This is a genomic window from Rossellomorea sp. GCM10028870 (assembly GCF_042666755.1).
Lineage (GTDB): Bacteria > Bacillota > Bacilli > Bacillales > Bacillaceae_B > Rossellomorea.
The window spans coordinates 1,547,003-1,574,001 of record NZ_JBHTGN010000001.1; the positions used below are offsets into that span (position 1 = coordinate 1,547,003).

Consider the following 26,999-nt stretch of genomic DNA (forward strand, 5'->3'; position numbering starts at 1 on the left):
AAAAGCAACTCACAAAAGAGTTGCTTTCCACCTTAACTGCCCCACTTCTCAGGATTTTCACTCCAAAGCTTCAATTGTTCCAGATCTTCTTCACGAATGATGGAGTTTTGAAGCGCTATGTCCAATAAGCTTGAGTAATCGGATAGAGCATATGCTTTAATGTCGTGTTCCCCCAGCATCCTTTTTCCTTTTTCTAACTCGTATGTGAAAATGGCAGCTACCCCTAATACTTCACAGCCCGCTTCTCTTAATGCGTTTACAGCCGTAATACAGCTACCTCCCGTTGAGATGAGGTCTTCTACCACGACCACTTTTTGTCCAGGCGTCGCTTTCCCTTCAATCTGTTTACCTTTTCCGTGAGCTTTCGCTTTTGACCTGACATAACACATCGGAAGGTTTAATTTTTCACTCACCCAAGCAGCATGTGGAATTCCAGCTGTTGCAGTCCCCGCAATGACTTCCACCTGAGGAAATTGCTCTTTAATAATCTCAACAAGACCCGTAGAGATTTCATCCCGCACTGTAGGATAAGATAAGGTCAGTCGATTATCACAATAGATCGGGGACTTTATTCCGGATGACCATGTAAATGGCTCCGTCGGATTTAAAAATACAGCTTCAATGTCTAATAGTTTTTTTGCGATTTCTTGTTTCATTCTTTGTCCTCCCATTCATGTACGATCCGCTCATATGCAAGTACCGGATTATCGGCACCTGTGATACTTCTTCCAACGACAATGTAGGAAGATCCTAATTCTTTTGCCGTTTGTGGTGTAGTGACTCTTTTTTGATCTCCTAAATGATCTTCTGCTAATCTGATCCCAGGAGTTACACGTATAAAGTCAGAACCGCAATGTTCTTTAATCAGGCGTGATTCGTGAGGAGAACATACCACTCCATCAAGTCCCGCTTCTTTCGAAAGGGTGGCATAATGTAAGACAGACTCATTAATGGATTTAATAATTAGTTGTTCTTTCTGCATTTGTTCTTCCGTTGTCGACGTCAATTGTGTGACGGCAATCAGTTTTGCTCGTTTATGATTGGCAGGAGTACCCGCATGCAGACCTTCCAGCGCCTTTTCCATCATCACACTGCCACCTGCAGCATGCACATTGATCAGGTCCAGGTCGAACCCGGCAAGTCCCTTCATGGCGCCGTATACTGTATTGGGAATGTCATGTAGCTTCAAGTCCAGGAAGATACGATGATTTTTATTTAAAATCTTTTCGATGATAACCGGTCCATTTTGAAGGTATAGCTCCATACCTACTTTTACATTTAAACTCTCTGAAAATTGATCTAAGAAGATTGATGTCTTCTCCCACGTTGGGAAATCAAGAGCTATAAACGGCTTTTGATTCATGCTTCCCCCAGCTCCTTCCGGTCAATTGGGATATATGGTCCACTCCCAGCTCATCAAGTAACGGCGGTAAATCTTTTATGATACGCTGACACACGAATGGATCCACGAAGTTTGCTGTACCGACGGCTATGGCACTTGCCCCTGCGTAAAAATATTCAATCACATCTTCAGCAGTTTGTATGCCCCCCATTCCGATAATCGGAAGATCCACCTGTTGACTTACTTCATAAATCATACGAATCGCGACAGGTTTAATGGCTGGTCCTGACAATCCACCTGTTTTATTAGCCAGGATCGGCTTTCCTGTCTTCATATCCAGCCTCATCCCGAGGAGTGTATTGATCATTGTCAGCCCGTCTGCCCCCCCTGCTTCAACAGCCTTGGCCATGTCGACAATATTGGAGACATTCGGTGATAACTTTACATATAGTGGGACCTGCGAGACTTCTTTTACTCTCTCAGTCAATTCTTTTGCCACTTCGGGAATGGTACCAAAGGCAATTCCCCCTGTTTTTACATTTGGACAGGAGATATTCAATTCAAGGGCCTTAACGTTTTCTGCGGTTGAGATGACTCTTGCCACCTCCACATAATCCTCAACTTGAGAACCAGCCACATTTGCAATGATTGGTACATCGTACTGGGAAAGCCATGGAAGTTCGTTTTCCATCACACCTGTTAGTCCTGGATTTTGTAAACCAATCGCATTCAGCATCCCGGCGTTCGTTTCTGCGACGCGGGGAGTAGGATTTCCAAAACGAGCTTCTTCCGTCGTCGCTTTGATCATGATCGCCCCAAGCTCGCTTAAATCATAGAATTGACTATATTCGCGACCAAAGCCAAAGCAGCCTGATGCCGGCATGACCGGGTTTTTTAATGATAATCCCGGTAATTCGATTTTTAATGATTTCATAAAAGCACCACCCCTACTGGAAATACAGGTCCGTCACTACAAACCTTCACGTAGCTTGCCCCTTCAGGATCATCCTGTTTATGACAAACACAAGCGAAGCATGCACCTATTCCGCAGCCCATTCGTTCTTCTAAAGAGATAAACCCTCGTTTGTCCTCTAATTCGACTTGAAGTGCTTTTAGCATCGGAGTCGGACCACAGGAATAAAACACATCAAAGGCCGGTGCTTTTTCTCGAATAACATCTGTTACAAAACCGGGAGTTCCGAGGGTTCCGTCCACTGTGGCGACAAAGGTTTCACCCAATTCTCTGAACATATCTTCATAAAAGCTCACGGATTCAGTTTGAAAACCGAGGATGTGTTTCACTGTCCAACCATTTTCAACCAGCTTTTTAGAAAGACCGTAGAGGGGAGGAACTCCAATTCCTCCACCTACTAACAGTGCGGTCTTACTTGCGTCTTCGACTGGGAAACCATTTCCAAGAGGTCCTAAAACGTCGACTGTTTCTCTTATTTTCACCTCTGAAAGAAGGATCGTTCCCTTCCCTTCAGCACGGTAGATCAATGTCATCGTGAGGTTTTCCGGGTTGTGAGAGGCGATGGAAATCGGCCTTCTAAGTAAAGGGTCTATTCCCGTACCCACTTTAATATGGACAAATTGCCCAGGAGCCTTGATCTCGTTCACCAATTCCCCTTGTAGAACCAATTCAAAGATGTTTTCAGCTATTCTTTCATGAGAAAGCACAACCATCTTTTGATTTACGATCATTGAAAAACCGCCTCTCTCGTCTTCGGTTGTGATGGAAGAGCCTCAGCAGAGAATGTCATGGATTCAATCACTCTCAGGATGGCTTCTGCCGTGTCCAGGGATGTAAGACATGGAATGCCATTCTCTACAGATTCTCTACGGATTCTAAATCCGTCCCGGGCAGGTTGTTTTCCTTTTGTTAAAGTGTTTATGACAAGCTGTGTTTCTCCACTTTGGATGATATCCAGCAGGGTTGGTCCGGTAGATCCGATCTTATCCACCTCACGAACGGTGATGTTTGCTTTAGTCAGATGCTCAGCCGTGCCCTTAGTTGCAAGGATCTGATACCCGATATCGATAAAGCGTTGCGCCAGGAGAACCGCTTCTTCTTTGTCTTTATCTGCTACGGTCATGAGTACAGAGCCGTACTCTTTCATTTGCATCCCTGCTGCAACCATTCCTTTGTAGAGGGCTTTTTCCAGTGTAAGATCTTTCCCCATTACTTCACCTGTTGATTTCATTTCAGGCCCTAAAGTGATGTCCACCCGTCTTAGCTTGGCAAAGGAGAATACAGGAACCTTTACATATACACCATGTTTTTCAGGAATTAATCCTGATTCATATCCTTGATCTTTCAGGGAGATTCCAAGTATGGACTTAGTTGCAATATTCGCCATCGGTACATTCGTAATCTTGCTGATGAATGGTACTGTTCGGCTGGAGCGTGGGTTCACTTCCAGAACAAATATTTCTCCTTTTGAGATGACATATTGGATATTCAGTAACCCAACGATGTTTAAGCCTTTGGCGAGTCTCGTTGTATAATCAACAATGGTTTGTTTCTGTTCTTGAGTGAGCTGCTGTGGAGGATAGACCGCGATGGAATCTCCCGAGTGAACTCCAGCCCGTTCGATATGTTCCATGATTCCAGGGACGACTACGTCTATTCCGTCAGAAATGGCATCCACTTCAATTTCTTTTCCGATCAGGTAACGGTCGATTAGAACCGGATGCTGTGGATTCACTTTCACTGCATTCTTCATGTATTGAAGAAGTTCTTCTTCCCGATACACGATTTCCATCGCTCTTCCACCAAGAACGTATGACGGTCTTACCAGAACCGGGTAACCGATGCTTTCTGCGATCTTAATGGCTCCTTCTACAGATACCGCTGTTTTCCCTTCAGGTTGAGGGATGCCCAGTTCATTCAGTGTATGTTCGAATTTGTCCCGGTTTTCTGCACGATCTAAATCTTCAAGGGATGTACCGAGAATCGTGACTCCTCTTCTCACTAGCTCTTCTGCAAGATTGATCGCGGTTTGCCCACCAAACTGCACGACAACTCCCTTAGGCTTTTCAAGATCAATGATGTGCATCACATCTTCTACCGTAAGAGGTTCAAAGTATAATTTATCCGAGATGCTGAAGTCGGTCGAAACCGTTTCTGGATTGTTATTTACGATGATCGCTTCATAACCCGCTTCTTTAATGGCCCAGACAGAGTGAACGGTCGCGTAATCAAATTCGACTCCCTGACCGATCCTGATCGGTCCTGACCCAAGAACGATGACACTCTCCCGAGAAGTGACCTTGGATTCATTCTCATCCTCATAGGTTCCATAGAAGTAAGGAGTTTCCGATTCAAACTCAGCCGCACATGTATCTACCATTTTATAGACAGGTGTCAATTTATTTTCTTTTCTCCAGCTATACAATTCTGCTTCTGTACTATTCCATAGCTTGGCAATCGTGATATCTGAGAAGCCCATACGCTTTGCTTTTTGGCCCAGCTCAAGATTGAAGGGATGTAGAGTTAATTCCTTTTCGAATTCTACGATTCTATTCATTTTATACAGGAAGAAAAGATCGATTTTGCTCCAATCATGAATGGTTTCAATCGTCACTCCTCTTCTAAGTGCTTCCCCGATATAGAAGAGGCGTTCATCTCCTGCTTTGCGGATTCTCTTCTCGATCCACTCGTCTGTAAATTGTTCAGCATCACTTAATTCTATATGATACGTGTTGCTTTCAAGGGAACGAATCGCTTTAAGAAGTGACTCTTCCAATGTTCGCCCAATCGCCATTACTTCACCGGTTGCTTTCATTTGCGTACCGAGGTTACGCTTGGCAGCCTCAAATTTATCAAATGGCCATCTCGGGATCTTTGTCACCACATAGTCCAGGGCAGGTTCGAATGATGCATATGTTTTACCTGTTACAGGATTCATCATTTCATCCAGGGTCAGTCCTACAGCAATTTTTGCTGCAAGCTTCGCAATTGGGTATCCCGTTGCTTTTGATGCAAGTGCAGAAGAACGGCTCACCCTTGGGTTCACTTCGATGATGTAATACTGGAAGCTGTCCGGATCAAGGGCAAGCTGGACGTTACAGCCCCCTTCTATTCCTAATTCACGGATGATATTTAAGCTTGTATTCCGCAGCATTTGATACTCACGGTCACTTAAGGTTTGACTTGGTGCTACAACAATTGAATCTCCCGTATGAATTCCAACCGGGTCGATGTTTTCCATATTACACACCACGATGGCGTTATCGGCTGCATCTCTCATAACCTCATATTCTATTTCTTTGAAGCCAGCAATACTTTTCTCCAGCAAACATTGGGTTACCGGACTATATTTCAATCCTGAGCTTACAATCTCGACCAATTCGTCTTCGTTGTGACAAATTCCACCACCGGTTCCACCTAATGTATAGGCAGGACGAACGATGACCGGATAGCCTATTTCATTCACAAATTGATAGGCTTCATCTAAGGAATGAATGATTTCACTTTCCGGAACCGGTTCTCCCATTTCATTCATCAAGTTCCTGAACAAGTCACGGTCTTCCGCTTTCTCGATTGCAGAAAGCTTCGTCCCGAGAATTTCAACTCCGCATTCTTCTAAAACGCCCGATTTAGCAAGTTCAACAGCCAGATTCAATCCCGTTTGCCCACCTAATGTAGGAAGTAGGGCGTCAGGTCGTTCTTTGCGAATAATTCGACTGACAAACTCCAGTGTAAGTGGCTCGATATACACTTTATCTGCCATTTCAGCGTCAGTCATGATTGTAGCTGGGTTTGAGTTTACAAGAATAACACGGTAGCCTTCCTCTTTTAAGGCGATACACGCTTGAGTTCCGGCATAGTCGAATTCTGCAGCCTGTCCTATGATGATTGGTCCGCTTCCGATAACTAAGATGCTTTTAATGTCTGTACGTTTAGGCATGTTGAAGCTCCTTTCTTTTCTCATCTTTCATAAGTTGTAAGAAATCATCGAATAAGTAATTTGAATCCTCAGGTCCAGGTGACGCTTCAGGGTGATACTGAACCGTAAAGGCCGGGAAGTCTAAATGCTTTAATCCTTCTACTGTGCCATCATTGATGGCCATGTGAGTAACTTGAAGCCTTGATCCTGTCAATGACTTTTCATCTACTGCATAGCCGTGGTTCTGGGAAGTCAGTGCTACTTTTCCAGTTTTTATATCTTTTACCGGGTGGTTGCCTCCGCGGTGACCAAATTTCATTTTGAAGGAGTCCCCTCCACATGCCAGAGCAAACAATTGATGCCCTAAACAAATACCAAACAGTGGAATTTCTCCCAGTAGCTCTTTAATGGTCTCAATGGCTTCCGGCACATCTTTCGGATCCCCCGGCCCATTTGAGAGCATGATCCCGTCAGGCTGCAAGCGACGAATCTCTTCAGCTGACGTATTGTAAGGAACCACAATCACGTCACAATCACGCTTGTTTAATTCTCTCAGAATTCCGTGTTTCATCCCAAAGTCCATTAATACGACACGATATCCTCTTCCTGGACTGGCATAAGCTGTTTTGGTCGAAACCTGCATGACTTGATCTGTTCTTAGAGCTGTATCATGCAATTTCTCAAGCATTTCTTTTGGATCTAATTCAGCTGAGCAAATGATGCCTTTCATTGCTCCATGCTGTCTGATGATTCTTGTTAACTTTCTGGTATCGATATCTGAAATTCCTGGAATCCCTTTTATTTTTAATAATTCATCCAATGTTGATTCATTTCTCCAGTTAGAAGGAAAATCAGCAACTTCTCTCACAATGAATGCTTTGATAGCTGGAGTGATGGACTCAAAATCGTCGCGATTGATTCCATAGTTCCCTACTAGAGGATAGGTTAATGTGACAAGCTGTCCACAGTAAGATGGATCTGATAGTATTTCCTGATATCCTGTCATACTTGTGTTGAAAACCACTTCTCCAATCGTTTCTTTATTCGCTCCAAATCCTTCTCCTACGAATACTGTTCCATCGTCTAAAATGAGTTGTCTTTTCATTGTTTGTTTCCTCCTTCATTCCATACAAGAGATCCCTGATAAAAAGTAGCTTTTGGAAAGCCTCTGCACTCCCAGCCTGTAAATGGGGTATTTTTTCCTTTTGATAAAAATTCAGCTGGGTCAATCCCTTTTTGTTCATTTAAATCTATAAGCGTAAAGTCAGCTTCTCCTCCTACTTCTAGTAGTCCAAACGGAAGGTTAAATGCTGAGCTTGGTTTAATCGTCATCCAGTCAATTAACTGCTTTAATGTGAAGATTCCTTTTTCTACAAAGTGTGTATAGAGTAACGGAAAGGCTGTTTCCAATCCTACAATTCCGAAAGGAGCGAGCTGCATCCCTTCTGACTTCTCTGCTTCCGTATGAGGTGCATGATCCGTCGCAATAAAGTCGATGGTGCCATCCAGCAATCCTTCTATTAACGCTTGCTGATCTTCTTTGCTTCTAAGAGGCGGGTTCATTTTGAAATTCGTATCAAGCCCTGGAATATCATCTTCACACAGGAGAAGATGGTGTGGTGTTACTTCAGCTGTCACATTGATCCCAGCCCTTTTAGCATCACGGACCACTCTTACTGACTCTTTTGTTGAAATATGACAAACGTGATAATGTACACCTGCTGCTTCTGCAAGCAGCACATCCCGGGATATATGTACGGCTTCACAGATGGAAGGTATTCCTTTCAGGTTATGCTCTTTGGAGAATGTTCCGTCATGAACCGCTCCTCCATAAATCAGGGTATTCTCTTCACAGTGGGCCACAATGGATGCATTGATGCCGGCTGCCTTCTTCATGGCTTCAAACATCATCCCTGCCGATTGCACCCCTACCCCGTCATCTGTGAATGCAAATGCCCCATTTTCTTTTAAGGAAGGTAAGTCATTAAGCGTTTTTCCAATTTGTCTCTCTGTGATGGCGGCATAAGGTAATACGCGAACACTCGCTGTTTCAGAGATTTTCTTGTTTAGGGCTTGCAGATTTTCTACCGAGTCAGGTACGGGTCTTGTATTAGGCATTGCAGCGATGGTAGTGAAACCACCCTTCGCAGCAGCTTTTGTTCCCGTTTCGATTGTTTCTTTGTGTTCGCCCCCTGGTTCCCTTAAATGGACATGAAGATCAACAAAGCCTGGGGAAATCAATAACCCATCTGCTTGAAATTCCTGGTGATCGGTACGTTTGAGGTCTGTTCCCATCTCGATGATTTTCTGATTCTCCACCTTCACATCCACTATCTCAAGAACACCATTCTTTGCTAGAATACGTGCATTTCGGATTAACCAATTCATTTCAAATTCCCCCTAGTTAGTTGCTTTCAAGTGCTCTCTTTAAAACAGCCATTCTGATGTAAACTCCATTTTCCATCTGCTTAAAGATTCTTGATTGATCACATTCCACCAATGAATCTGCAATTTCAACCCCACGGTTGACCGGTGCCGGATGAAGAATGATACCGGTTGGTTTCATTCGTGCTTTTCGACTTTCCGTCAAGCCAAAGCTTTCATGGTATTCCTCTTTCGTTAAACTTGATGTACTATCGTGTCGCTCATGTTGAATTCTCAGTAACATGACCACATCGGAATCTGCTATACAATTATCTATCGGCCTATATTGATGTCGGTCCTGTGATGGGAACCATTCCTTTGGTCCAGAGAACATGACTTCGGCTCCCAGCTTTGTTAACGCTTCTGCATTGGATCGTGCCACCCGGCTGTGGGCAATGTCTCCAATGATCGATACCTTCAGTCCTGCAAATCCTCCAAATTCCTGTCGTATGGTCAACAGGTCCAAAAGGCATTGAGTTGGATGATTACCACATCCATCGCCTCCGTTGATGACGCTTATGTTAAGTGGTGCAAGTTCATCGAAATATCGTTCAAGTGAGTGCCGGATTACAACGGTTTCGACCCCGATGCTTTCTAATGTTTTCACCGTGTCATACAAGCTTTCTCCCTTTTGTACACTTGAAGTCTGTGCTTCAAATGGAATGACCTCGAGCCCAAGTTTCCTTTCCGCCATTTCAAAACTGCATTTCGTCCGGGTACTTGCCTCGAAAAAAAGATTGGCTACATATTTATTGGAGCCTTCCTTCCATGTTTCCCCCTCTTTAAAGTGTTCAGCTGCATCTAATATTTCAATGATTTCCTCTTTTGATAAGTCATTCATTGTCAATAAGTTCTTCATCATGGGACAACCCTTTCTTCTCTTCTTTCAAAAAAACACCCTGCCAATTTTCTGACAGGGTGTTTTTGAACATGCCAACAGGGACCGTGCGAAAAATCCCACGTGCCTGTCTTGTTCAAATTCACCCTTCTTAGACTCTCTGGACCATGTTAAAAGGTGCTTCTATGCAACATCATGCTTAGCATTTTCTTCTTCGAATAAGTTGTTTTCTCCTTCGCTTTCTTCTCTGCCTGGTAAGACAAGATTAAGGAGAACTCCGACAATCGCTGCTAGAGCCATTCCTGATAAGGATACCTGCTCATTGACCTTCACGAATGCCCCTCCTACCCCGATTACCAGGATCACTGAGGAAATCACCAGGTTTCTCTTGTTTCCTAAGTCTACTTTGTTATCAATCAGCATGCGCAGTCCGCTAGAGGCGATGATTCCGAACAGAAGGATGGATACTCCGCCCATGACGGCTGATGGTATCGATCCAATCAAGGCTGTTATCTTACCGACAAATCCGAACATGATGGCAAGGACTGCGGCTCCTCCAATTACGAATACGCTGAACACTCGTGTTATGGCTAATACTCCAATATTTTCACCATACGTTGTATTAGGTGGTCCACCGAGGAAGGATGCAATCACAGTTGCTACCCCATCCCCAAGAATGGAACGGTGAAGACCTGGTTTCTCAATGAAGTTTCTTCCTACTACTTTACTTAGAACCATCTGGTCTCCTGTATGCTCTGCCAAAGTTACGAGGGCAACAGGTACCATTATGGACACGATTTCCCAAGAGAAGCTTGGCGTGTAGTCAACAAATGGCATGAAGAAGTCCGGCATTTGAAAAAGCGGTGCATCGAATACTTGTTGGAAATTTACTAACCCTGCAAAAACCGCGATGACATATCCACCAATGATTCCAGCTAAAATCGGTACCATTCCAAGAAACCCTTTGAAGTAAATCGAGCAAATCACGGTAATGGCCAGAGTCGCAAGTGCCACCATAAAGTGTGTGTTACTGTAAACCAATTCTTCTGCTCCAGGATTTTCATACATGGCCATATTTACGGCCGTTCCTGCCAGGCCTAATCCGATAACCATAATCACTGGTCCTACAACAATCGGTGGAAGAATTCTCACCAGCCATTTCAACCCCAGTTTAGATATCAGTAATGCAACAATTCCGTAAACAATCCCGGCGAGAAAGCTTCCCATCATGGCAGCCTCCGGTCCTCCAAAGCTCTTTGCAGCTAAGATAGGTGCAATGAAAGCAAAGGATGATCCTAAGTAAGCAGGAATTCTGCCCCTTGTAATGAAGAGGTAAGCAAGTGTTCCTAAACCACTTGAGATAAGGGCGACTCCCGGGCTTAACCCTACCAGGAATGGAACTAATACCGTTGCTCCAAACATGGCGAATAAATGCTGTATACTTAAAGTGATCCATTTTCCTAACTTCGGTACTTCTTCTACATCTAATACAACTTGTTGGTTTTGACTCATTTATTTTTCCTCCTCTAATACCCAAATTCCCCAATAAAAAACCCTCTTTGTCCAAAAGAGGGCACAAAGAGGGTACAAGAAGGTCTATTATTACCTTCATTCCCATCCTTTGTCAGCCTCACGGGACCACTCTTAAAAGGACTTCCGTTATTCTTTTTCGTGTATTGCGACGATATCTTCCTGATCGACCTCTGTTAAGGCAACCATAATTTTTTCGGAGCTGGATGTAGGAATGTTTTTTCCAACAAAGTCTGCTCGTATCGGTAATTCTCTATGTCCACGATCGACCAGTACTGCAAGTTGGATTTGACTTGGTCGTCCAAGATCCATCAATGCGTCCAAGCCTGCCCTGACCGTTCTTCCTGTAAATAATACATCGTCTACCAGGATGACTTTCTTGTTGGTAATATCAACAGGCAGGTCAGAACCTTTCACCTCGGGTTCATGATCTTCTGTTTTCTTAGTTAAGTCATCTCGGTATAGGGTTATGTCTATTTCCCCTACGGGAATCTTTTCGCCTTCAATATCATGGATTCGCTCCGCTAATCGGTTAGCGATGTAGATGCCTCTTGTTTTGATTCCAACAAGAACACAGTCCTCAATTCCTTTGTTGCGTTCAATGATTTCATGAGCTATCCTTGTCAGAGCTCTTCGAATGGCGGGTTGATCCAATACCGTTGCTTTCTTTGTCACTTTCGCCACCTCGTTTCTTTAAAATAAAAAATCCCTCTCACCGTAGGGATGAGAGGGCACACTTATCGTTGTAATCTGATTGCACGCCAAAACGATTTGGTCGTACATGCTCCTTCTCAGCCTCACGGGACCGTATTAAAGGTTACTTATTCAATTAACTAAATCATAAAGGTCGAGTCGGAATTTGTCAACGATTATTTTCAAGATGCTTCACAAGTTTAGTGAACTCTAAAGGTAACTCCGAGTGAAATTCCATATATTCTTCTGTTCTGGGATGAACAAACCCTAAAACCCCTGCGTGAAGAGCTTGTCCCTCTATGCTCAGTGTTTTCCTTGGTCCATACTTAGGATCCCCGGCAAGGGGGAAGCCGATATACTTCATATGCACACGGATTTGATGCGTTCTCCCAGTTTCCAATTCACATTCAACTAATGTAAAATCTTTATAACGATCAAGCACTCTGAAATGAGTAACTGCTTGTTTGCCGTTATCCACTACAGCCATACTCTGACGATCTTTAGGGTCTCTTCCGATTGGAGCATCAATGGTGCCGTATTCGTGGGGAATAAGACCATGTACGATGGCTGTATATTTTCTTGTAACCGACTTTTCTACAAGCTGATTTACCAAATGCTCGTGGGCCATGTCATTTTTCGCCACCATCAGTAAGCCGGAAGTGTCTTTATCTATACGGTGGACGATCCCCGGTCTTAGAACTCCATTAATGCCTGATAGATCCTTACAATGATACATCAATCCGTTCACCATTGTACCTGAATAATGCCCAGGTGCAGGGTGAACGACCATTCCCTTTGGCTTATTTACAACGATGACATCCCCATCTTCATATGCAATGTCAAGGTTAAGATCTTCCGGCTCTACATCCAGCTCTTCCGGTTGAGGGATTGAAACCGTGATGACTGCATCTAGAGGACATTTAAAGTTGGGTTTAACTGCATCACCATTCACTTGAATATGCCCTTCCTTTATCCATTGTTGAACCTGTGAACGGGACCATTCCTTATTCAACTGACTTACGACTTTATCAATTCGTTCTCCCTGGTCTTCCTGCTGTATGTTGTGCTGAATTACTTCCATTTTTGTTCTCCTTCTTTGCTTTTCGTTCGTCTAAATACATGTAAATTAGTAACAATGCCACTCCAATGGTTAATGCTGCATCTGCAATATTAAATATCGGAAAATCATAGGAAAAGATGTATGTATTTAAGAAATCAACCACTTCTTTTCGAAAGATACGGTCAATAAAGTTTCCAATAGCTCCACCAAGCATAAAGGCTAAACTTAAACTGAATAAAGAATGCCCTTTTGCATGGACTTGCATATAATACACGATACCTACAATCACTACTACTGTAATAATGTAAAAAAACCACATTTGCCCTTGAAGTATTCCCCATGCTGCACCTTGATTTCGATGAGAAGTAAGATATAAGACGTTGTCAATGATCTTTATACTTTCTCCTTCTGTCATTCGTTTCACAACCAACCATTTTGTTAATTGATCGAGTCCAATCACAACCAAAGCCAATAAATAATAATACACAAAGGTAACCTCCGAACATCGTTTAAATGATTACCTTTGCATTTTAGCATAAAAGGGAGAATAAAGACACTTAAACTAAGGAGAACGACGAAAACCTATAGTGTGGCTGTTAGGAATAAGATGAGATTTTTCCAAATCGTCTCCATTCCAATGCATCTTCCAGAGATGTGCATGTTGGGTTCATCTTAATGAAATCATAGGGAATTTCTTCTCCGCTCATTTCACAATAGCCATATTGATTATCTCTAAATCGATTTAACGCTTGTTTCACTTCTGTAATTTCTTCATCAATATACTGCTGAATTAAAGGATGTTGAGATTGACTTGCCTCCAGCTCTTTCAAGGATGTGGTCAGTTCTTGAACAATGGATGTGTATCGGTCATATGTCATCTTTGATCCCTCCATTTATAGTATGGGGGAAACAGACCTAAAAATTGTGTTGCAAGATATAGCAATTTTGGAATTAGAAAGGCTGTCTGGACGAAAAAAGACTGACTCACATTGAGTGTGAGTCAGCCTTTTTAAATTATGCCAGGTGTGAATAGCTTTCTTTCACTACTGATGCACATCTTGTGCAAAGAGTAGGATGATCTTTATCCTTGCCGACTGTCGGTGTGACAATCCAGCAGCGGTCACATGTTTCACCTTGCGCTTTTTCCACGACAATATTGATTTCACCAAGACTTAATGCATGTTCTGGTGCTTCGTTCACTGCTCCACCGATTTCAAATGCGGAGACGATGAATAATTGTTTTAAGTCTTCCTTAATTGAACCTAGTAAAGCTTTCGTTTCATCATTTACGTAAAGGGTCACTTTAGCCGTTAATGATTTACCAATCATCTTCTGATTACGCGCTTCTTCAAGAGCCTTTAAAACATCATCTCTTAACTCAAGGAAAGCATTCCATTTCTTCTTCAACTCATCAGCATTTCTTACCTCTTGCACTTCAGGCATATCTGTTAGTTGAACACTCTCTCCCTCTACTCCAGGGATATGAGCCCACACTTCATCAGCTGTATGAGACAGGATTGGAGACATCAGTTTCGTAAGCGCAATCAGGGATTCATATAACACAGTTTGAATGGCTCGACGCTCTTCATGATTTTCTGACTCGATATATAGAACATCCTTCGCAAAATCTAAATAGAATGAACTTAAATCAAGCGTACAAAAATTATTTACAGCGTGATAGATGCTTGCAAATTCATATTTGTCGTATGAATTTCTCACATTTTTCACAAGATCATTAAGCTTTACAAGCATGAATTGATCCACTTCTCTTAATTGATCGAAGGATACCGCATTGGTACTTGGATCAAAGTCGGAAAGATTTCCCAATAAGAAACGGTACGTATTACGGATTTTACGATACACTTCAGCCACTTGCTTCAAGATTGGATCCGATACACGTACATCTGCTTGATAATCAACCGATGCAACCCACAGACGAAGGATATCGGCTCCAAGCTGCTTCATCACTTTTTCAGGAACGACTACGTTCCCTAATGATTTACTCATTTTTCTTCCGTCACCATCAAGAGCAAATCCATGACTTAACACGCCTTTATATGGAGCTTTACCCGTCACTGCTACACTTGTAGTCAAAGAAGAGTTAAACCATCCGCGATATTGGTCAGATCCCTCTAAATAAAGGTCTGCAGGACGCTTGAGGTCATCTCTTTCTTCAAGCACCGCTTGATGTGAGGAACCTGAATCAAACCAGACGTCCATGATATCCTGTTCTTTTGTGAACTTCCCATTCGGACTTCCTTCATGGCTGAATCCTTCAGGTAGAAGATCCTTCGCTTCTTTTTCAAACCAGATGTTTGATCCATGTTCACGGAAGAGCTTCGATACATGGTCGATTGTTTCATCTGTAATGATTTCCTGGCCATTTTCAGCATAAAATACCGGGATAGGCACTCCCCATGCACGTTGTCTTGAAATACACCAGTCTCCACGGTCTCTAACCATATTGTAAAGGCGTGTCTCCCCCCAAGCAGGTACCCATTTCGTTTCATTGACAGCTTCCAGCAGTTCTTTACGGAATTTATCGATTGACGCAAACCATTGTGCCGTCGCTCTAAAGATAACAGGCTTTTTCGTACGCCAATCATGTGGATAGGAGTGAGTGATAAAGTTAAGCTTTAATAATGCTCCTGTTTCCTGTAGCTTTTCTGTAATCGGTTTATTGGCTTTATCGTAGAATAAACCTTCGAATCCAGGTGCTTCAGATGTCATAACGCCTTTATCGTCAACCGGGCATAACACATCCAAACCATATTTCTTTCCTACCAGGAAGTCATCTTCCCCGTGTCCTGGAGCGGTATGAACACATCCAGTACCAGAATCAGTAGTGACATGCTCCCCTAGGACAACAAGTGAATCCCGATCATATAATGGATGTTTTGCCACGATATGCTCAAGCTCTGCACCTTTAACCTTTTGGGATACAGAGTAATCTTCCCATTCCAGATTCTTCGCTACTTCTTCTAATAAATCTTCAGCTACTACATAGCTGCTTTCTTTCACATTTACTACGACATAACTTAGATCTTCGTGCACGGCAATTCCCAGGTTAGCAGGAATCGTCCAAGGTGTTGTCGTCCAGATGACTAATTGAGTCCCTTCTTCAAGAACTCCCTTTCCTTCTGTAACGGCAAAACCGACATAGATGGAAGGAGAACGCTTATCCTGATATTCAATCTCTGCTTCTGCAAGAGCGGATTCACTTGATGGAGACCAATACACTGGTTTTTTACCTTTGTAGATATAGCCTTTCTTCGCCATATCACCAAACACTTTAATCTGTTGAGCTTCATATTCAGGCTTTAATGTAATATATGGATTATCCCAATCCCCGCGCACCCCTAATTGTTTGAACTGAATGCGTTGATTGTCAACCTGCTCATATGCATATTCCTCACACAATTTACGGAACTCAGCGATAGTCATTTCTTTACGTTTCACGCCTTTGTTCGTTAACGCCTGCTCAATCGGTAAGCCATGGGTGTCCCAGCCTGGAACATACGGTGCATGAAACCCGCTCATGGATTTATAGCGAACGATAAAGTCTTTAAGGATTTTATTTAATGCATGACCCATATGAATGTTTCCATTCGCGTACGGTGGTCCATCGTGAAGAACAAATAATGGACGATCACTCGTTCTCTCCTGCACTTTTTGGTAAATATTCATTTCTTCCCATTTTTTCTGTGTATCCGGTTCGCGTTTCGGTAAATTGCCTCTCATCGGAAATTCCGTTTTGGGCATCAATAATGTATCTTTATACTCCATGAAATCTTCCTCCTAAACGTTTCTCTTAATTGCCATCTTTTCTAAAACCTGCAATTCTTAATCAGGCTATCCCTTTTAGAAACAAAAAAAAGCTTTCTCATCCCTGGAAAGGGACGAGAAAACTTTTCCCGCGGTACCACCCTCATAAAGATCGAAACCGACCTTCACTCGTTTTGATTCGTAACGTGATCAAGACGCTATTCATTACTCTTCAGAAGTGAATTTCATGAGTAGAGCTCTAGGGTGATCTTCCGTACCTTTGTTCCTTGTCGGGCTTTCACCGTCCCCGACTCGCTAGAAAGGAATGATCATAAGAAACGTACTGTCCCTGTCTTAGCCTTCATTATGGCAATTTAGATTGTTGTTCAATTATATGAAAGTATTGCTCTTTTCGTCAAGACAATGTCTCTTCTTCTTTTAAAGTTTTTAAATCTGTTGCATCCAAATCGAATTCCATTAATTGATCCCAGTCATTTGTATCAAGTAAATCAAGTTGGGCTTCAATTAACATCTTGAAACGAGTTCGGAACACCTTTGATTGCTTCTTTAGTTCTTCAATTTCAATGGCAATCTTACGGGCTTTGGATAATGATTCGTTAACGATGCGATCAGCATTCTTCTCGGCTTCCTTAATGATCAGCTTCGATTCTTTCATTGCATTACGCTTAACTTCTTCCCCTGCTTCTTGAGCAATGACGATTGACTTGTTTAATGTTTCCTCGATGCTTGTAAAATGACCTAAACGTTCATTCAAGGAGTTTAAACGTTCTTCGGTTTCTTTCTTCTCACGGATAAGAATTTCATAATCTTTAATAATTTGATCTAAAAATTCATTGACCTCATCCTCATCATAACCACGAAAGCCACGACTAAATTCTTTGTTATGTATGTCTAATGGCGTTAAAGGCATGGGAGCCACCTCCAGTACTTGGTGAATTACATATTTATTATAACTAAAATTTCGACAGTATGTGGGAGTATTCCTTTATTTTTCTTAAATTATTTCAGTATTCCGACAGAAATTCGCCATTTCTCCCGTTTTGTTCTTCCTTCAATGGACAATAACTTACTTCTTCCGTATCCTCTTGCTGAAAGTACATCGCCGGCTTCGACTTCAAAAGAGGCATTTTCGACTGTTTTCCAATTAACTTTTACATGATTACTCTTGATTAAGCTTTGAGCTTTTTGGCGGGAATCATTATAAACTGCTGCAAGAACAACATCTAACCGCAGGGAACTTACAGTAGTCACTTTTTCGAGCCATTCTTCCTTACTCACGATTCGATCCTTCAAAGGAATATCCTTCAAGGATATCTTTGCCTTCCCTATTTGTGTGAGTTCCATTCGAACGTATTCAGAAATCTCATCAGCAAGCATGAGTTGAATGGTATCGTCCACTGCTAAAATATCCCCGAATTTTTCACGTTTCAAGCCTAATGACATAAGAGACCCTAATACCTGTCTATGTTCTATTGTAACAAACTTGGACGGGTACTGTATTTCAAATAGCCTAATTCCAAAATCTTCTTCTTCAGGCTGAAAATAAGAAGGATACAATAACGCTCTCTTCCTCTCTGTATTCTCAGGATAGAATGAGAGGAGAATTTCATCGTTGTTTCCGATGATTGACTCGACAATATACTGTTGTCTCGGATCCAAAAAGTCTGTTCGTTTGGCTGAATATTGGTTTTCCACTGCCAGTTTCCATTCCAATACAGCATCCACAAACTCTTTCTCATCCGGTCTGAAATGTTGATGAATTGAAGACAAACGCTCACCTCCTCTGTGATTTACCCAAAATAAAAAAACTGAAACTGTTCAATACGTTTCAGTTCTTTAAAGGATATATGATCTCCTGCTTCTCAATTAAAGAAGCCATCTAAATAATTGGTATAACCCAGATTGTGCTAAGTTCAACACAATGAACGCCACGATTGGTGAAATATCAATCATCCCGATTGAAGGAACAAAACGTCTAAACGGTTCTAAATACGGTTCGCATATTCTTGCTAAGAACTGCCCAATCGCCGTCTCCCTTGCATTTGGAAACCAGGACATTAATATATAAATGATTAAAGCCCAGGAGTAAATTTGAATAAGGTTCGATAAAATCTCATAAAGCAACACCATAGTTTACATTACCACCTCGAATCTGATAGATCTTCCTCTTTTAAGAATTCTGAGATATTTCCACTTACTTCAACATTATCAGGCGTACAAAGAAAAATATTATCTCCAACACGCTGAATGTCGCCGCCAATCGCGTAAACAGTTCCACTTAAAAAATCGACAATGCGTTTCGCTTGATCATGCTGAATTCGCTGTAAGTTAACAAGTACAGAGCGCCGGTTTTTCAAGTGATCAGCAATCTCTTGAGCTTCGGCGTATACTCTTGGTTCAACAAGAATCATCTTAGAGGACTTTTGAACACTTTGAAGACTGACAACATTTTGTTTCGAATTTGAAGGCTGCGACTTCATGGGCTTCTTCTCCTCGTATTCTTCTTCAAACTTTTCTTCTTCATAATCATATTCATCTTCATCTAACAAAAAGAACGTTTTAAACTTCGACTTGATACCCATTTGTATTCATCCCCTCTCAGTCATTTCCAACTAATGCAGTTCCAATACGAATAAACGTAGCCCCTTCTTCGATTGCAATCATGTAATCATTGCTCATCCCCATTGATAATTCTTTACAAGGGGCGTATGGAAGGTTTAATGCTTTGATTTCTTCCTGGATTGTTTTCAACTGTTTAAAACATGTCCGTAAGAATGGTTCATCGTCCGTATGTGGAGCCATCGTCATTAATCCTACGACTTTAATATTTGTGAGGTCTTTTAAACTCCCAATAAATTCTTTTACTTCTTGAGGAGATAACCCATGTTTCGAGTCTTCTCCCGAAACATTCACTTGAACAAAACAAGACACAGGCTTGTCCGCTCTTTTATGAATTTCTTTGGCTAATGACAGACGATCCAGAGAATGTATGTATGATACTTTATCAATGATGTTTTTTACTTTTCTAGTTTGCAGAGATCCAATGAAATGCCACTGGGGTTTGTCCTGTAGAACTTCCCACTTGGAGAGCAGTCCTTCGTCACGATTTTCCCCTAAGTGAATAAGGCCGGCTTCAACCGCTTCTTCTGCCCTCTCAATTGAAACGTATTTAGTGACCGCAACAACATGTACGTCTTCAGGGTTTCTTCTACTGCTCTTACATGCATTTTCAATATTTCCTTGGATGATTCTAAATTTTTCAGATACTTTCATCTTCTTTCTCCTTCCAGCCAATAAAGCTCATGATTCTTCCTGTTTTCCCACCATCTCTTCTGTAGGAGAAAAACTCATTGTGACAGGATGAACAATAACTAGAAGTGTGGATCTGTTCAGCATTTAAACCAGTTTGTACTAAAAGCTGTTCATTCAACTTCTTTAAATTGAGGTAATATTGTCCCTCTTCCTTTAAATTATAGGGTAAGTTGTTTTCATCTTCTAGTGTTTTTTTCACTTTATCAATCACATAGTCATCAACTACATAACAATTTTCACATATGGATGGCCCGATAACAACCTCTAGAGAAGACTTGGAGGCCCCTTGTTCCATAAAAGCACCGACCATTTTGGGCCCGATTTCTAAAACTGTACCCTTCCATCCGGCATGAGCCAATCCGATAGTACCCGATTCTCTGTCCAGGAAATATAGCGGAACACAATCTGCATAGCACATGGTTAAAAGAATATTCTCATTACATGTGATAAAGCCATCGGTATCTTTAATGCTGGTATGATAGTACTCTGCGCCTTTTCCCTTGTCTACTTTTCCTACTGTATGAATATTATTTCCATGGGTTTGTTCAGCAGCTACCCATGATTCAACAGGCATAATTAAACTGGAAGCAAGTATTTGACGATTACCAATCACCGAGGATTCATCGTCTTCAACGTGCAACCCCATATTGAAAGAGTGAAATGGTCCGGTACTGACACCTCCCGACCTTGTCGTGATCCCTGCAACTAGCCTTGGATTCTCTTTCGTCCATGTATCTATAAAATAATAAGATTCTGTTTCTCTTTTAAAAGGCTCCTTCGACACGTTGAATCTCCTTCGTTTTTATTAAGTGTACCATAGACTTTGAAGATTCGTCATGTATCGGGAGATTGTTTCGGTTCCTGGAGCTGACCTTGAATATGATGATTTTCTTTATATCGTACCAGAATAACATCCTCCCCTATTTTTACAATGCTGCTCCAAGGGATCACAATATCTTCATCTTTACCGAAGAATCCTAATATTTTTCCTCCTCCCCCGATTACGATCGCCTCAATCCTTCCTGTATCCAGGTTAATTTCTATGTCCCCTATATTCCCTAACTTTCTCCCGTCCGAAATACTCACGACATCTTTCACCTGAAACTCAGATATACGCACCATCCGTTTTCACCCTCTTTTCTCCTTGTTTCACATTTATTCACATAAATTAATCGCTGTTCCTTCACCTTATTCAAGTAGTTAATATTAGTGTATGCAGCAAAAAGAAAGGCAGACCTTTCAGAGAAGGATCTGCCTTTCTTTTCTTATTGTCCAGCTTCAGCGGCTAGCCCCTCGAGGTCACAACAGAAAAACCCCATAAGGCAAAAAGCGCCTTTCGGGGTTTTCCTGTTGTGCTTGTCGGGGCTGAACGAGCCGCCTCCGCTTTTCTTTGTCCAGCTGCAGGGCTTAGAGGCTCGAGGTCATAAGTCAAACCATCCAAAAAGGCAAAGAACGCCTTTCCGGATGGTTCGCCTTATGCTTGTCGCCTCTGGGCAAAGCCCTTCCGCTTTTCTTATTGTCCAGCTACGGCGGCTAGCCCCTCGAGGTCACAACAGAAAAACCCCATAAGGCAAAAAGCGCCTTTTGGGGTTTTCCTGTTGTGCTTGTCGGGGCTGAACGAGCCGCCTCCGCTTTTCTTTACTTATTGAATATTTTTGTTCATTTGTTTTATTGCTGCTTTTTCCAGACGTGATACTTGTGCCTGAGATATGCCTATCTCGTCAGCGACTTCCATTTGAGTTTTCCCTTGAAAGAAGCGTTTACTGATAATGAGTTTTTCTCGATCATTTAATCGCCTCATTCCTTCTTGAAGAGCGATCTCTTCAATCCAATGGAAATCACGGTTCTTTTCGTCGCTCAGTTGGTCCATTACAAAGATAGGATCTCCACCATCGTTATAAATGGGTTCAAACAGCGAAACAGGATCTTGGATGGCATCTAACGCAAATACAATTTCTTCATGAGATACATCAAGCACTTTAGCTATTTCTTCAGCAGTCGGTTCCCTGGATGTTTCACCCATTAATCTTTCCCTTACTTGCAGAGCTTTGTACGCAATATCTCGTAGTGAACGGGATACTCTTATTGGGTTATTGTCTCGTAAATATCGACGGATTTCTCCAATAATCATCGGAACCGCGTATGTAGAGAATCGAACGTTCTGACCTAAGTCAAAGTTATCAATGGACTTCATTAACCCGATACACCCTACTTGAAATAAATCATCAACATACTCACCACGGTTATTAAAGCGTTGAATTACACTTAAGACGAGGCGCAAATTCCCATTTACAAGTTTTTCTCTTGCGGTAATATCGCCCGCTTGCATTTGCTTGAATAGTACTCTCATTTCATCATTCTTGAGAACTGGTAATTTGGAAGTATCTACACCACAAATCTCGACTTTATTACGTGTCATTCTTTCCCCTCCTTGTAGGAGCTGCTGTACAAAATTCAGTATTTCCTTGAAGAGGAAAAATATGCATTTCATTCTGCCAAGTAATGGCTCATACTTTCCAAATCCCTTAATTTATCTGGGTAAATCCGACAAAAAAAAAAGTTCAAATCCTGATAATAAAAAAAAGCTGACCTTTTCGATTGAAAAGGTCAGCTTTCTTGTCATACCATTTTATTAAATTCCTTCTTTAGACGTTTAATAATCCTCTTTTCTAACCGGGAGATATAGGACTGTGAGATGCCAAGCATATCAGCGACATCCTTCTGGGTCTTCTCTTCTTCTCCCATTAAACCAAAACGCAGCTCCATAATTTGTTTTTCACGATCAGAAAGTTGGTGAAGGGCGTTAAAGAGTAATTTTTTATCAACGGTTGCTTCAATGTCTTTTGTTATAATGTCTTCATCTGTTCCAAGTACGTCTGATAACAGTAATTCATTTCCATCCCAATCAATGTTGAGGGGCTCATCGAACGAAACTTCAGATCGGATTTTATTATTTCTTCTTAAGTACATGAGAATCTCATTTTCAATACATCTAGAAGCATACGTAGCTAATTTGATTTTTTTCTCTGGATTGAATGTGTTAACTGCTTTAATCAAACCGATTGTCCCGATGCTGATTAAGTCTTCAATATTGATCCCGGTATTCTCAAACTTTCGTGCTATATATACGACTAGCCTTAAATTACGCTCAATCAATAGCGAACGTGCCGCCTTGTCTCCATTAGGCAATTTATTGAGTAGTACTTCTTCCTCCTCTTTTGTCAATGGAGGGGGAAGTGCTTCACTACCACCTATGTAGTAAATTTCATCTGTCTTCAGCCCAAGTTTGATTAACAGTTTGTACCAATAGTATAAAAATTTAAATTTGAATTTTTTCATTGTTGCTCCCCCTTCTATTTCTTTAAATTGTGAGTATAGTAGTAATAATTGATTTAAGAAACGTTAAGAACCGGCTTTTGCGAAGCCATCTTTGGATGAACGATCGCTTGAAAATTTCCATCTGCTGAAAGCGGATCCTCTCTGAAGGCAATCAGTCCATTCGGAATCGCCCATTCTGTTTCATGATCCTTCAGAATGAGAGAATCAGGCTTTATAGCGGCAAGAAGTTGGCTTTTTCTTCCGACTGATTGGGCGGGGACAATTCTCATCCGGTCAGACCAGCGTGGGTCAATAGATTTTTCACCAGAGAAAATGTCTTCAACATCGTGACAAAGTGCCATCACTTCACCTGGAATTTGACCTTCAATTTCGGCGATTGACAGAATCATGACCGGGCTTTTGGATATGGGGTCTTGAAGTTGATTCCCACTGTCAACAAGGCCGTTTACGGTACAATGAAATTCTTCAATTTTTATCCTTACCTTCAGGAGCTGATCATACTGTATCTTCACATGCTCGATGCTATCTACTCTCCCTTTAGAAAAATACCAGGCAAGAGGCAGAGCGAGCATAACGAATATCCAGCTTATTGGATCACCAAATCCACGGATACTTGCAAGTAGCATGGATGATTCTGCACTTGGGTCGAAACTTATAAAATAATGAGTTCCTATTAAAATCCCACCTGTAAAAAAGGTAACAAAATAAAACATAAGAAGATTTGATAAGTAATAGCGTAACCTTCTATACCCGAATGCTGAGTACACCATGATGATTGAAAACAATAATTTCATAAAAGGATTTCCTGCAAGATGCGCATAAGGTGAAAAGGCAAGGAGAATAATGATCGAGCCCATCAAACTGCCAATTCCAATCCTCCAAAGGGCATATTGTCTCTTTAAGATGATCCCAGTTAACCATAATAAGAAAAAGTCTACTAACAAATTCAACAACCAGATGACATCCAGATATAAGGTCAATCTCTACCCTCCTTTTGAAACTTCACCCAGCTAAAGTTACTTGAATTTCGAGATAGGAATGACTTATCAGAAGTATATCGTACATACCCTTTAAAAGGTTGTCATTTTTTGTATGCTTCAGAGGAAAACTTTTCAGAGATAAAAACGAAATATGTCACTAAATATATTCCTGATTCGAGGTATAAAAAAATGCTTTAGGGAGGGGATTCTGATTGAATGAATTAGAGAAAAAAAACAGTCCCAAAGGCATGGGTGCCTTTGGGACTGTTTTACTTTTCTTATGGTCAAGCCATTATCTACGGCGATTACGGTTTCGTAAGAAGGTTGGAATATCCAGTGTTTCTTCAGCACCCTGGTTCTGGTTTGAAGAGGTTCTCACCGGCTCTTGGTGTTGAGGCTCTTCACGTTTAGGTTGTTCGCGCTTGATAGATTGGCTTGGGTTTGGATTTTGATTCGGTTTCATTCCACCAAATGTAGGTCGAGTTTGCTTTGGAGGTTGAATGACCTCTTCATTAAACCCGGTTGCAATAACTGTTACCACAATATCATCTTTTAAATCTTCGTTAATGACGGAACCGAAGATCATATTCACTTCTTGATCTGAAGCGGATGCTACAATGTCAGCAGCTTCTTGAACTTCATATAGACTTAAGGACGTACCACCTGTAATATTCATCAGAACACCTTGTGCCCCGTCAATGGAAGTCTCAAGTAATGGACTTGAAACGGCTTTTTTTGCGGCTTCCGTTGCCCGGTTTTCACCAGATGCTGCACCGATACCCATTAGGGCTGAGCCTTTGTTAGACATAATCGTCTTTACGTCGGCAAAGTCAAGGTTAATCAGACCAGGTGTAGCAATTAGATCTGAGATACCTTGTACACCTTGTCTTAAAACGTTATCAGCTTCACGGAAAGCTTCAAGCATTGGTGTGCTCTTATCCACAATCTCAAGAAGACGATCGTTTGGAATAACGATAAGGGTATCCACTCCTTCTTTCATTGCAGCGATACCACCGCTTGCCTGATTTGAACGCTTTCTGCCCTCAAAGGTGAAAGGTCGTGTCACAACACCGACTGTTAATGCACCGATCTCACGGGCAATTTGAGCGATTACCGGAGCTGCACCAGTTCCGGTACCCCCACCCATTCCAGCCGTGACAAAGACCATGTCCGCACCTCTTAAAGCCTCTTCAATTTGTTCTTTACTTTCTTCAGCAGCTTTTTTACCTACTTCTGGATTCGCACCTGCACCTAATCCTCTAGTTAATTTACCACCGATTTGCATTTTTATTTCAGCTTTTGATAGATTCAGAGCTTGCGCATCTGTATTAACAGCAATAAATTCAACACCCTGTACTCCATGCTCAATCATTCGGTTTACAGCGTTATTTCCTCCACCACCGACACCGATAACTTTTATTGTCGCTAACGAATCTAAATTTGTATCAAACTCCAACATGACAAATCCTCCTAACTCATCGAATCTATGGATTCCTTTATTTATTCAAAGAAGTATCCAAAGAACTTTTTCACTTTTGACATGGCCTTTTCATCTTCATGTTCTTCTTCTTTAACCTTTGCAGGCTTTGGCTTTTTATTAGCTGGTTTCGATTGACGCTTCTCAGCAGCCTCTACAGGCACTGGTTCTGCACTAACAGATCTTCCTTGTAATCTAGCATTCTTTTGAGCGTACTTGATCAATCCTACTGCTGTCGTATACTGAGGTTCTCTCACTCCAATATAATCCGGAATTGCCACCCGTACACGATTTTGGAAAACGATTTGTGCTAATTCTAACACACCTGGAAGATTTGCTACACCACCAGTTAACACATATCCACCCGGCAGGTCTCTTATCCCCATTCGTTTCAACTCATGGCTGATTAGGTCTAAGATCTCTTCCAGCCTTGCTTCTATGATATCAGAAATTTCTAATTGATTAAATTGCTGATGTTGATCACTACCAATAATTGGTACACTGAACACTTCATCTTCTGATGCATGGTCATAATAAGCATGTCCATATTTTGTTTTGATTTTCTCTGCATCGTCAGTTGAAGTTCTTAAACCAATAGATAAATCCTTGGTAATATGTTCTCCCCCTACAGGTAGTACAGTTGTAGCTTTTAAGTGACCTTGTTCAAAAACAGCTATCGTTGTAGAACCGCCGCCAATATCTATTAACGCGGCACCCAGATTCTTCTCATCCTTTGATAAAGCAACAGAACCAGCTGCCAGAGGTTGGAGAACGATATCTACAATTTCAAGGCCCGCCTTTTCTACACAACGTAGAGTATTATGTAAAATCGTCTTTGATCCTGTAATAATGGTGCCTTCCATTTCCAGTCGAACACCGATCATGCCTCGAGGATCTGTAATCTCATCCAATCCATCAACAATGAATTGTCTTGGGATTACATTGATGATTTCTCTTTCTGGAGGAATAGAAACAACCTGGGCTGCATCCATCACTCTTAGAACATCTTCATCGCCGATTTCCCGATTATCACTTGATACTGCCACCACACCATGACAAGATTGAAGAGACACGTGGTTGCCAGTAATACCTACGATGACTTGGCTTATGGATAAACCAACCATCCTTTCCGCTTGTTCAACTGCTTTCTTGATTGTATGAACAGTTTCGTCTATATCTACGATGGAACCTTTTCTGATTCCTTCTGAGTTCACATTTCCTACACCGATAATGTTTAAGGAATCATTTGTCATTTCACCAATGATTACTTTTACTGTGGATGTACCGATGTCTAGGCTAACGTAAATTTCATTGCTGTTCACTCTA

The 26,999-nt window shown here is 41.7% G+C and carries 26 protein-coding genes and 1 other annotated feature; all 26 genes read right to left on the reverse strand.

The window, feature by feature from the left end; genetic code table 11:
• Positions 1–32: 32 nt before the first annotated feature.
• Entirely contained in the window at positions 33–656 is a 624-nt protein-coding gene (pyrE, locus tag ACFQWC_RS07980; protein ID WP_377106819.1) for an orotate phosphoribosyltransferase, read from the reverse strand.
• On the reverse strand, positions 653–1,363 hold the full coding sequence (pyrF, locus tag ACFQWC_RS07985; protein WP_299740737.1) for an orotidine-5'-phosphate decarboxylase: 711 nt from the start codon (positions 1,361–1,363) through the stop codon (positions 653–655). Before pyrF ends, pyrE begins: the two co-directional genes overlap by 4 nt.
• Positions 1,335–2,276, reverse strand: coding sequence for a dihydroorotate dehydrogenase (locus ACFQWC_RS07990; protein ID WP_299740735.1), 942 nt, complete (start codon positions 2,274–2,276; stop codon positions 1,335–1,337). The genes pyrF and ACFQWC_RS07990 overlap by 29 nt, the downstream gene beginning before the upstream one ends.
• A complete protein-coding gene (locus tag ACFQWC_RS07995; RefSeq protein ID WP_299740733.1) occupies positions 2,273–3,046 on the reverse strand; it encodes a dihydroorotate dehydrogenase electron transfer subunit in 774 nt (257 codons plus the stop codon). Before ACFQWC_RS07995 ends, ACFQWC_RS07990 begins: the two co-directional genes overlap by 4 nt.
• The gene (carB, locus tag ACFQWC_RS08000) at positions 3,043–6,255 is read right to left on the reverse strand and encodes a carbamoyl-phosphate synthase large subunit (protein WP_299740731.1); all 3,213 of its coding nucleotides are present in this window, start codon (positions 6,253–6,255) and stop codon (positions 3,043–3,045) included. The genes ACFQWC_RS07995 and carB overlap by 4 nt, the downstream gene beginning before the upstream one ends.
• Positions 6,248–7,339, reverse strand: a complete 1,092-nt coding sequence (locus tag ACFQWC_RS08005; RefSeq protein WP_299740729.1) for a carbamoyl phosphate synthase small subunit — start codon at positions 7,337–7,339, stop codon at positions 6,248–6,250. The genes carB and ACFQWC_RS08005 overlap by 8 nt, the downstream gene beginning before the upstream one ends.
• On the reverse strand, positions 7,336–8,622 hold the full coding sequence (locus ACFQWC_RS08010; RefSeq protein WP_341357857.1) for a dihydroorotase: 1,287 nt from the start codon (positions 8,620–8,622) through the stop codon (positions 7,336–7,338). Before ACFQWC_RS08010 ends, ACFQWC_RS08005 begins: the two co-directional genes overlap by 4 nt.
• A gap of 16 nt (positions 8,623–8,638) precedes the next feature.
• On the reverse strand, positions 8,639–9,517 hold the full coding sequence (locus tag ACFQWC_RS08015; RefSeq protein ID WP_299741289.1) for an aspartate carbamoyltransferase catalytic subunit: 879 nt from the start codon (positions 9,515–9,517) through the stop codon (positions 8,639–8,641).
• A gap of 162 nt (positions 9,518–9,679) precedes the next feature.
• Positions 9,680–11,008, reverse strand: a complete 1,329-nt coding sequence (locus ACFQWC_RS08020) for a uracil-xanthine permease family protein (protein ID WP_377106824.1) — start codon at positions 11,006–11,008, stop codon at positions 9,680–9,682.
• Positions 11,009–11,155: 147 nt separating this feature from the next.
• Positions 11,156–11,701, reverse strand: coding sequence for a bifunctional pyr operon transcriptional regulator/uracil phosphoribosyltransferase PyrR (gene pyrR / locus ACFQWC_RS08025; RefSeq protein ID WP_044337457.1), 546 nt, complete (start codon positions 11,699–11,701; stop codon positions 11,156–11,158).
• Between the two features lie 187 nt (positions 11,702–11,888).
• Entirely contained in the window at positions 11,889–12,800 is a 912-nt protein-coding gene (locus tag ACFQWC_RS08030) for an RluA family pseudouridine synthase (RefSeq protein ID WP_299740720.1), read from the reverse strand.
• Complete coding sequence (lspA, locus tag ACFQWC_RS08035; RefSeq protein ID WP_299740718.1) at positions 12,748–13,266, reverse strand: signal peptidase II; 519 nt, start codon at positions 13,264–13,266, stop codon at positions 12,748–12,750. Before lspA ends, ACFQWC_RS08030 begins: the two co-directional genes overlap by 53 nt.
• A 109-nt stretch (positions 13,267–13,375) precedes the next feature.
• Positions 13,376–13,657: a hypothetical protein gene (locus ACFQWC_RS08040; protein WP_299740716.1), complete on the reverse strand. Its 282-nt coding sequence runs from the start codon at positions 13,655–13,657 to the stop codon at positions 13,376–13,378.
• 136 nt (positions 13,658–13,793) lie between these two features.
• Positions 13,794–16,565 (reverse strand): isoleucine--tRNA ligase, encoded by a 2,772-nt coding sequence (ileS, locus tag ACFQWC_RS08045; protein WP_299740714.1) that lies wholly within the window; start codon positions 16,563–16,565, stop codon positions 13,794–13,796.
• Positions 16,566–16,671: 106 nt separating this feature from the next.
• Positions 16,672–16,909: a binding site (T-box leader), on the reverse strand.
• A gap of 50 nt (positions 16,910–16,959) precedes the next feature.
• A complete protein-coding gene (locus ACFQWC_RS08050; RefSeq protein ID WP_034755815.1) occupies positions 16,960–17,475 on the reverse strand; it encodes a DivIVA domain-containing protein in 516 nt (171 codons plus the stop codon).
• Positions 17,476–17,564: 89 nt separating this feature from the next.
• Positions 17,565–18,335, reverse strand: a complete 771-nt coding sequence (locus tag ACFQWC_RS08055) for a YlmH family RNA-binding protein (RefSeq protein ID WP_299740708.1) — start codon at positions 18,333–18,335, stop codon at positions 17,565–17,567.
• 96 nt (positions 18,336–18,431) lie between these two features.
• Positions 18,432–18,695, reverse strand: a complete 264-nt coding sequence (locus ACFQWC_RS08060) for a YggT family protein (protein WP_299740706.1) — start codon at positions 18,693–18,695, stop codon at positions 18,432–18,434.
• An 8-nt stretch (positions 18,696–18,703) separates the two neighbouring features.
• A complete protein-coding gene (locus tag ACFQWC_RS08065; RefSeq protein ID WP_299740704.1) occupies positions 18,704–19,147 on the reverse strand; it encodes a cell division protein SepF in 444 nt (147 codons plus the stop codon).
• A 16-nt stretch (positions 19,148–19,163) separates the two neighbouring features.
• Positions 19,164–19,838: a YggS family pyridoxal phosphate-dependent enzyme gene (locus ACFQWC_RS08070; protein ID WP_299740702.1), complete on the reverse strand. Its 675-nt coding sequence runs from the start codon at positions 19,836–19,838 to the stop codon at positions 19,164–19,166.
• Positions 19,825–20,661: a peptidoglycan editing factor PgeF gene (pgeF, locus tag ACFQWC_RS08075; RefSeq protein WP_299740700.1), complete on the reverse strand. Its 837-nt coding sequence runs from the start codon at positions 20,659–20,661 to the stop codon at positions 19,825–19,827. The genes ACFQWC_RS08070 and pgeF overlap by 14 nt, the downstream gene beginning before the upstream one ends.
• A 50-nt stretch (positions 20,662–20,711) precedes the next feature.
• A complete protein-coding gene (locus tag ACFQWC_RS08080; RefSeq protein WP_299740698.1) occupies positions 20,712–20,999 on the reverse strand; it encodes a YlmC/YmxH family sporulation protein in 288 nt (95 codons plus the stop codon).
• Positions 21,000–21,519: 520 nt separating this feature from the next.
• Positions 21,520–22,368: an RNA polymerase sporulation sigma factor SigG gene (gene sigG, locus ACFQWC_RS08085; protein WP_377106830.1), complete on the reverse strand. Its 849-nt coding sequence runs from the start codon at positions 22,366–22,368 to the stop codon at positions 21,520–21,522.
• 128 nt (positions 22,369–22,496) lie between these two features.
• On the reverse strand, positions 22,497–23,216 hold the full coding sequence (sigE, locus tag ACFQWC_RS08090) for an RNA polymerase sporulation sigma factor SigE (RefSeq protein ID WP_299740693.1): 720 nt from the start codon (positions 23,214–23,216) through the stop codon (positions 22,497–22,499).
• 53 nt (positions 23,217–23,269) lie between these two features.
• Positions 23,270–24,196 (reverse strand): sigma-E processing peptidase SpoIIGA, encoded by a 927-nt coding sequence (gene spoIIGA, locus ACFQWC_RS08095; RefSeq protein WP_377106832.1) that lies wholly within the window; start codon positions 24,194–24,196, stop codon positions 23,270–23,272.
• A 292-nt stretch (positions 24,197–24,488) separates the two neighbouring features.
• Entirely contained in the window at positions 24,489–25,655 is a 1,167-nt protein-coding gene (gene ftsZ / locus ACFQWC_RS08100) for a cell division protein FtsZ (RefSeq protein ID WP_299740689.1), read from the reverse strand.
• A 41-nt stretch (positions 25,656–25,696) separates the two neighbouring features.
• The gene (gene ftsA / locus ACFQWC_RS08105; RefSeq protein ID WP_148968668.1) at positions 25,697–26,995 is read right to left on the reverse strand and encodes a cell division protein FtsA; all 1,299 of its coding nucleotides are present in this window, start codon (positions 26,993–26,995) and stop codon (positions 25,697–25,699) included.
• Positions 26,996–26,999: the final 4 nt, after the last annotated feature.

Excerpts from the sequence above, each read along its gene's own strand:
- pyrE (WP_377106819.1), bottom strand. The coding sequence starts at position 656 with ATGAAACAAGAAATCGCAAAAAAACTATTAGACATTGAAGCTGTATTT.
- pyrF (WP_299740737.1), bottom strand. The coding sequence starts at position 1,363 with ATGAATCAAAAGCCGTTTATAGCTCTTGATTTCCCAACGTGGGAGAAG.
- ACFQWC_RS07990 (WP_299740735.1), bottom strand. The coding sequence starts at position 2,276 with ATGAAATCATTAAAAATCGAATTACCGGGATTATCATTAAAAAACCCG.
- ACFQWC_RS07995 (WP_299740733.1), bottom strand. The coding sequence starts at position 3,046 with ATGATCGTAAATCAAAAGATGGTTGTGCTTTCTCATGAAAGAATAGCT.
- carB (WP_299740731.1), bottom strand. The coding sequence starts at position 6,255 with ATGCCTAAACGTACAGACATTAAAAGCATCTTAGTTATCGGAAGCGGA.
- ACFQWC_RS08005 (WP_299740729.1), bottom strand. The coding sequence starts at position 7,339 with ATGAAAAGACAACTCATTTTAGACGATGGAACAGTATTCGTAGGAGAA.
- ACFQWC_RS08010 (WP_341357857.1), bottom strand. The coding sequence starts at position 8,622 with ATGAATTGGTTAATCCGAAATGCACGTATTCTAGCAAAGAATGGTGTT.
- ACFQWC_RS08015 (WP_299741289.1), bottom strand. The coding sequence starts at position 9,517 with ATGAAGAACTTATTGACAATGAATGACTTATCAAAAGAGGAAATCATT.
- ACFQWC_RS08020 (WP_377106824.1), bottom strand. The coding sequence starts at position 11,008 with ATGAGTCAAAACCAACAAGTTGTATTAGATGTAGAAGAAGTACCGAAG.
- ACFQWC_RS08030 (WP_299740720.1), bottom strand. The coding sequence starts at position 12,800 with ATGGAAGTAATTCAGCACAACATACAGCAGGAAGACCAGGGAGAACGA.
- ACFQWC_RS08040 (WP_299740716.1), bottom strand. The coding sequence starts at position 13,657 with ATGACATATGACCGATACACATCCATTGTTCAAGAACTGACCACATCC.
- ileS (WP_299740714.1), bottom strand. The coding sequence starts at position 16,565 with ATGGAGTATAAAGATACATTATTGATGCCCAAAACGGAATTTCCGATG.
- ACFQWC_RS08050 (WP_034755815.1), bottom strand. The coding sequence starts at position 17,475 with ATGCCTTTAACGCCATTAGACATACATAACAAAGAATTTAGTCGTGGC.
- ACFQWC_RS08060 (WP_299740706.1), bottom strand. The coding sequence starts at position 18,695 with ATGGTGTTGCTTTATGAGATTTTATCGAACCTTATTCAAATTTACTCC.
- ACFQWC_RS08065 (WP_299740704.1), bottom strand. The coding sequence starts at position 19,147 with ATGGGTATCAAGTCGAAGTTTAAAACGTTCTTTTTGTTAGATGAAGAT.
- ACFQWC_RS08070 (WP_299740702.1), bottom strand. The coding sequence starts at position 19,838 with ATGAAAGTATCTGAAAAATTTAGAATCATCCAAGGAAATATTGAAAAT.
- ACFQWC_RS08080 (WP_299740698.1), bottom strand. The coding sequence starts at position 20,999 with ATGGTGCGTATATCTGAGTTTCAGGTGAAAGATGTCGTGAGTATTTCG.
- sigG (WP_377106830.1), bottom strand. The coding sequence starts at position 22,368 with ATGAAATGCATATTTTTCCTCTTCAAGGAAATACTGAATTTTGTACAG.
- sigE (WP_299740693.1), bottom strand. The coding sequence starts at position 23,216 with ATGAAAAAATTCAAATTTAAATTTTTATACTATTGGTACAAACTGTTA.
- ftsZ (WP_299740689.1), bottom strand. The coding sequence starts at position 25,655 with ATGTTGGAGTTTGATACAAATTTAGATTCGTTAGCGACAATAAAAGTT.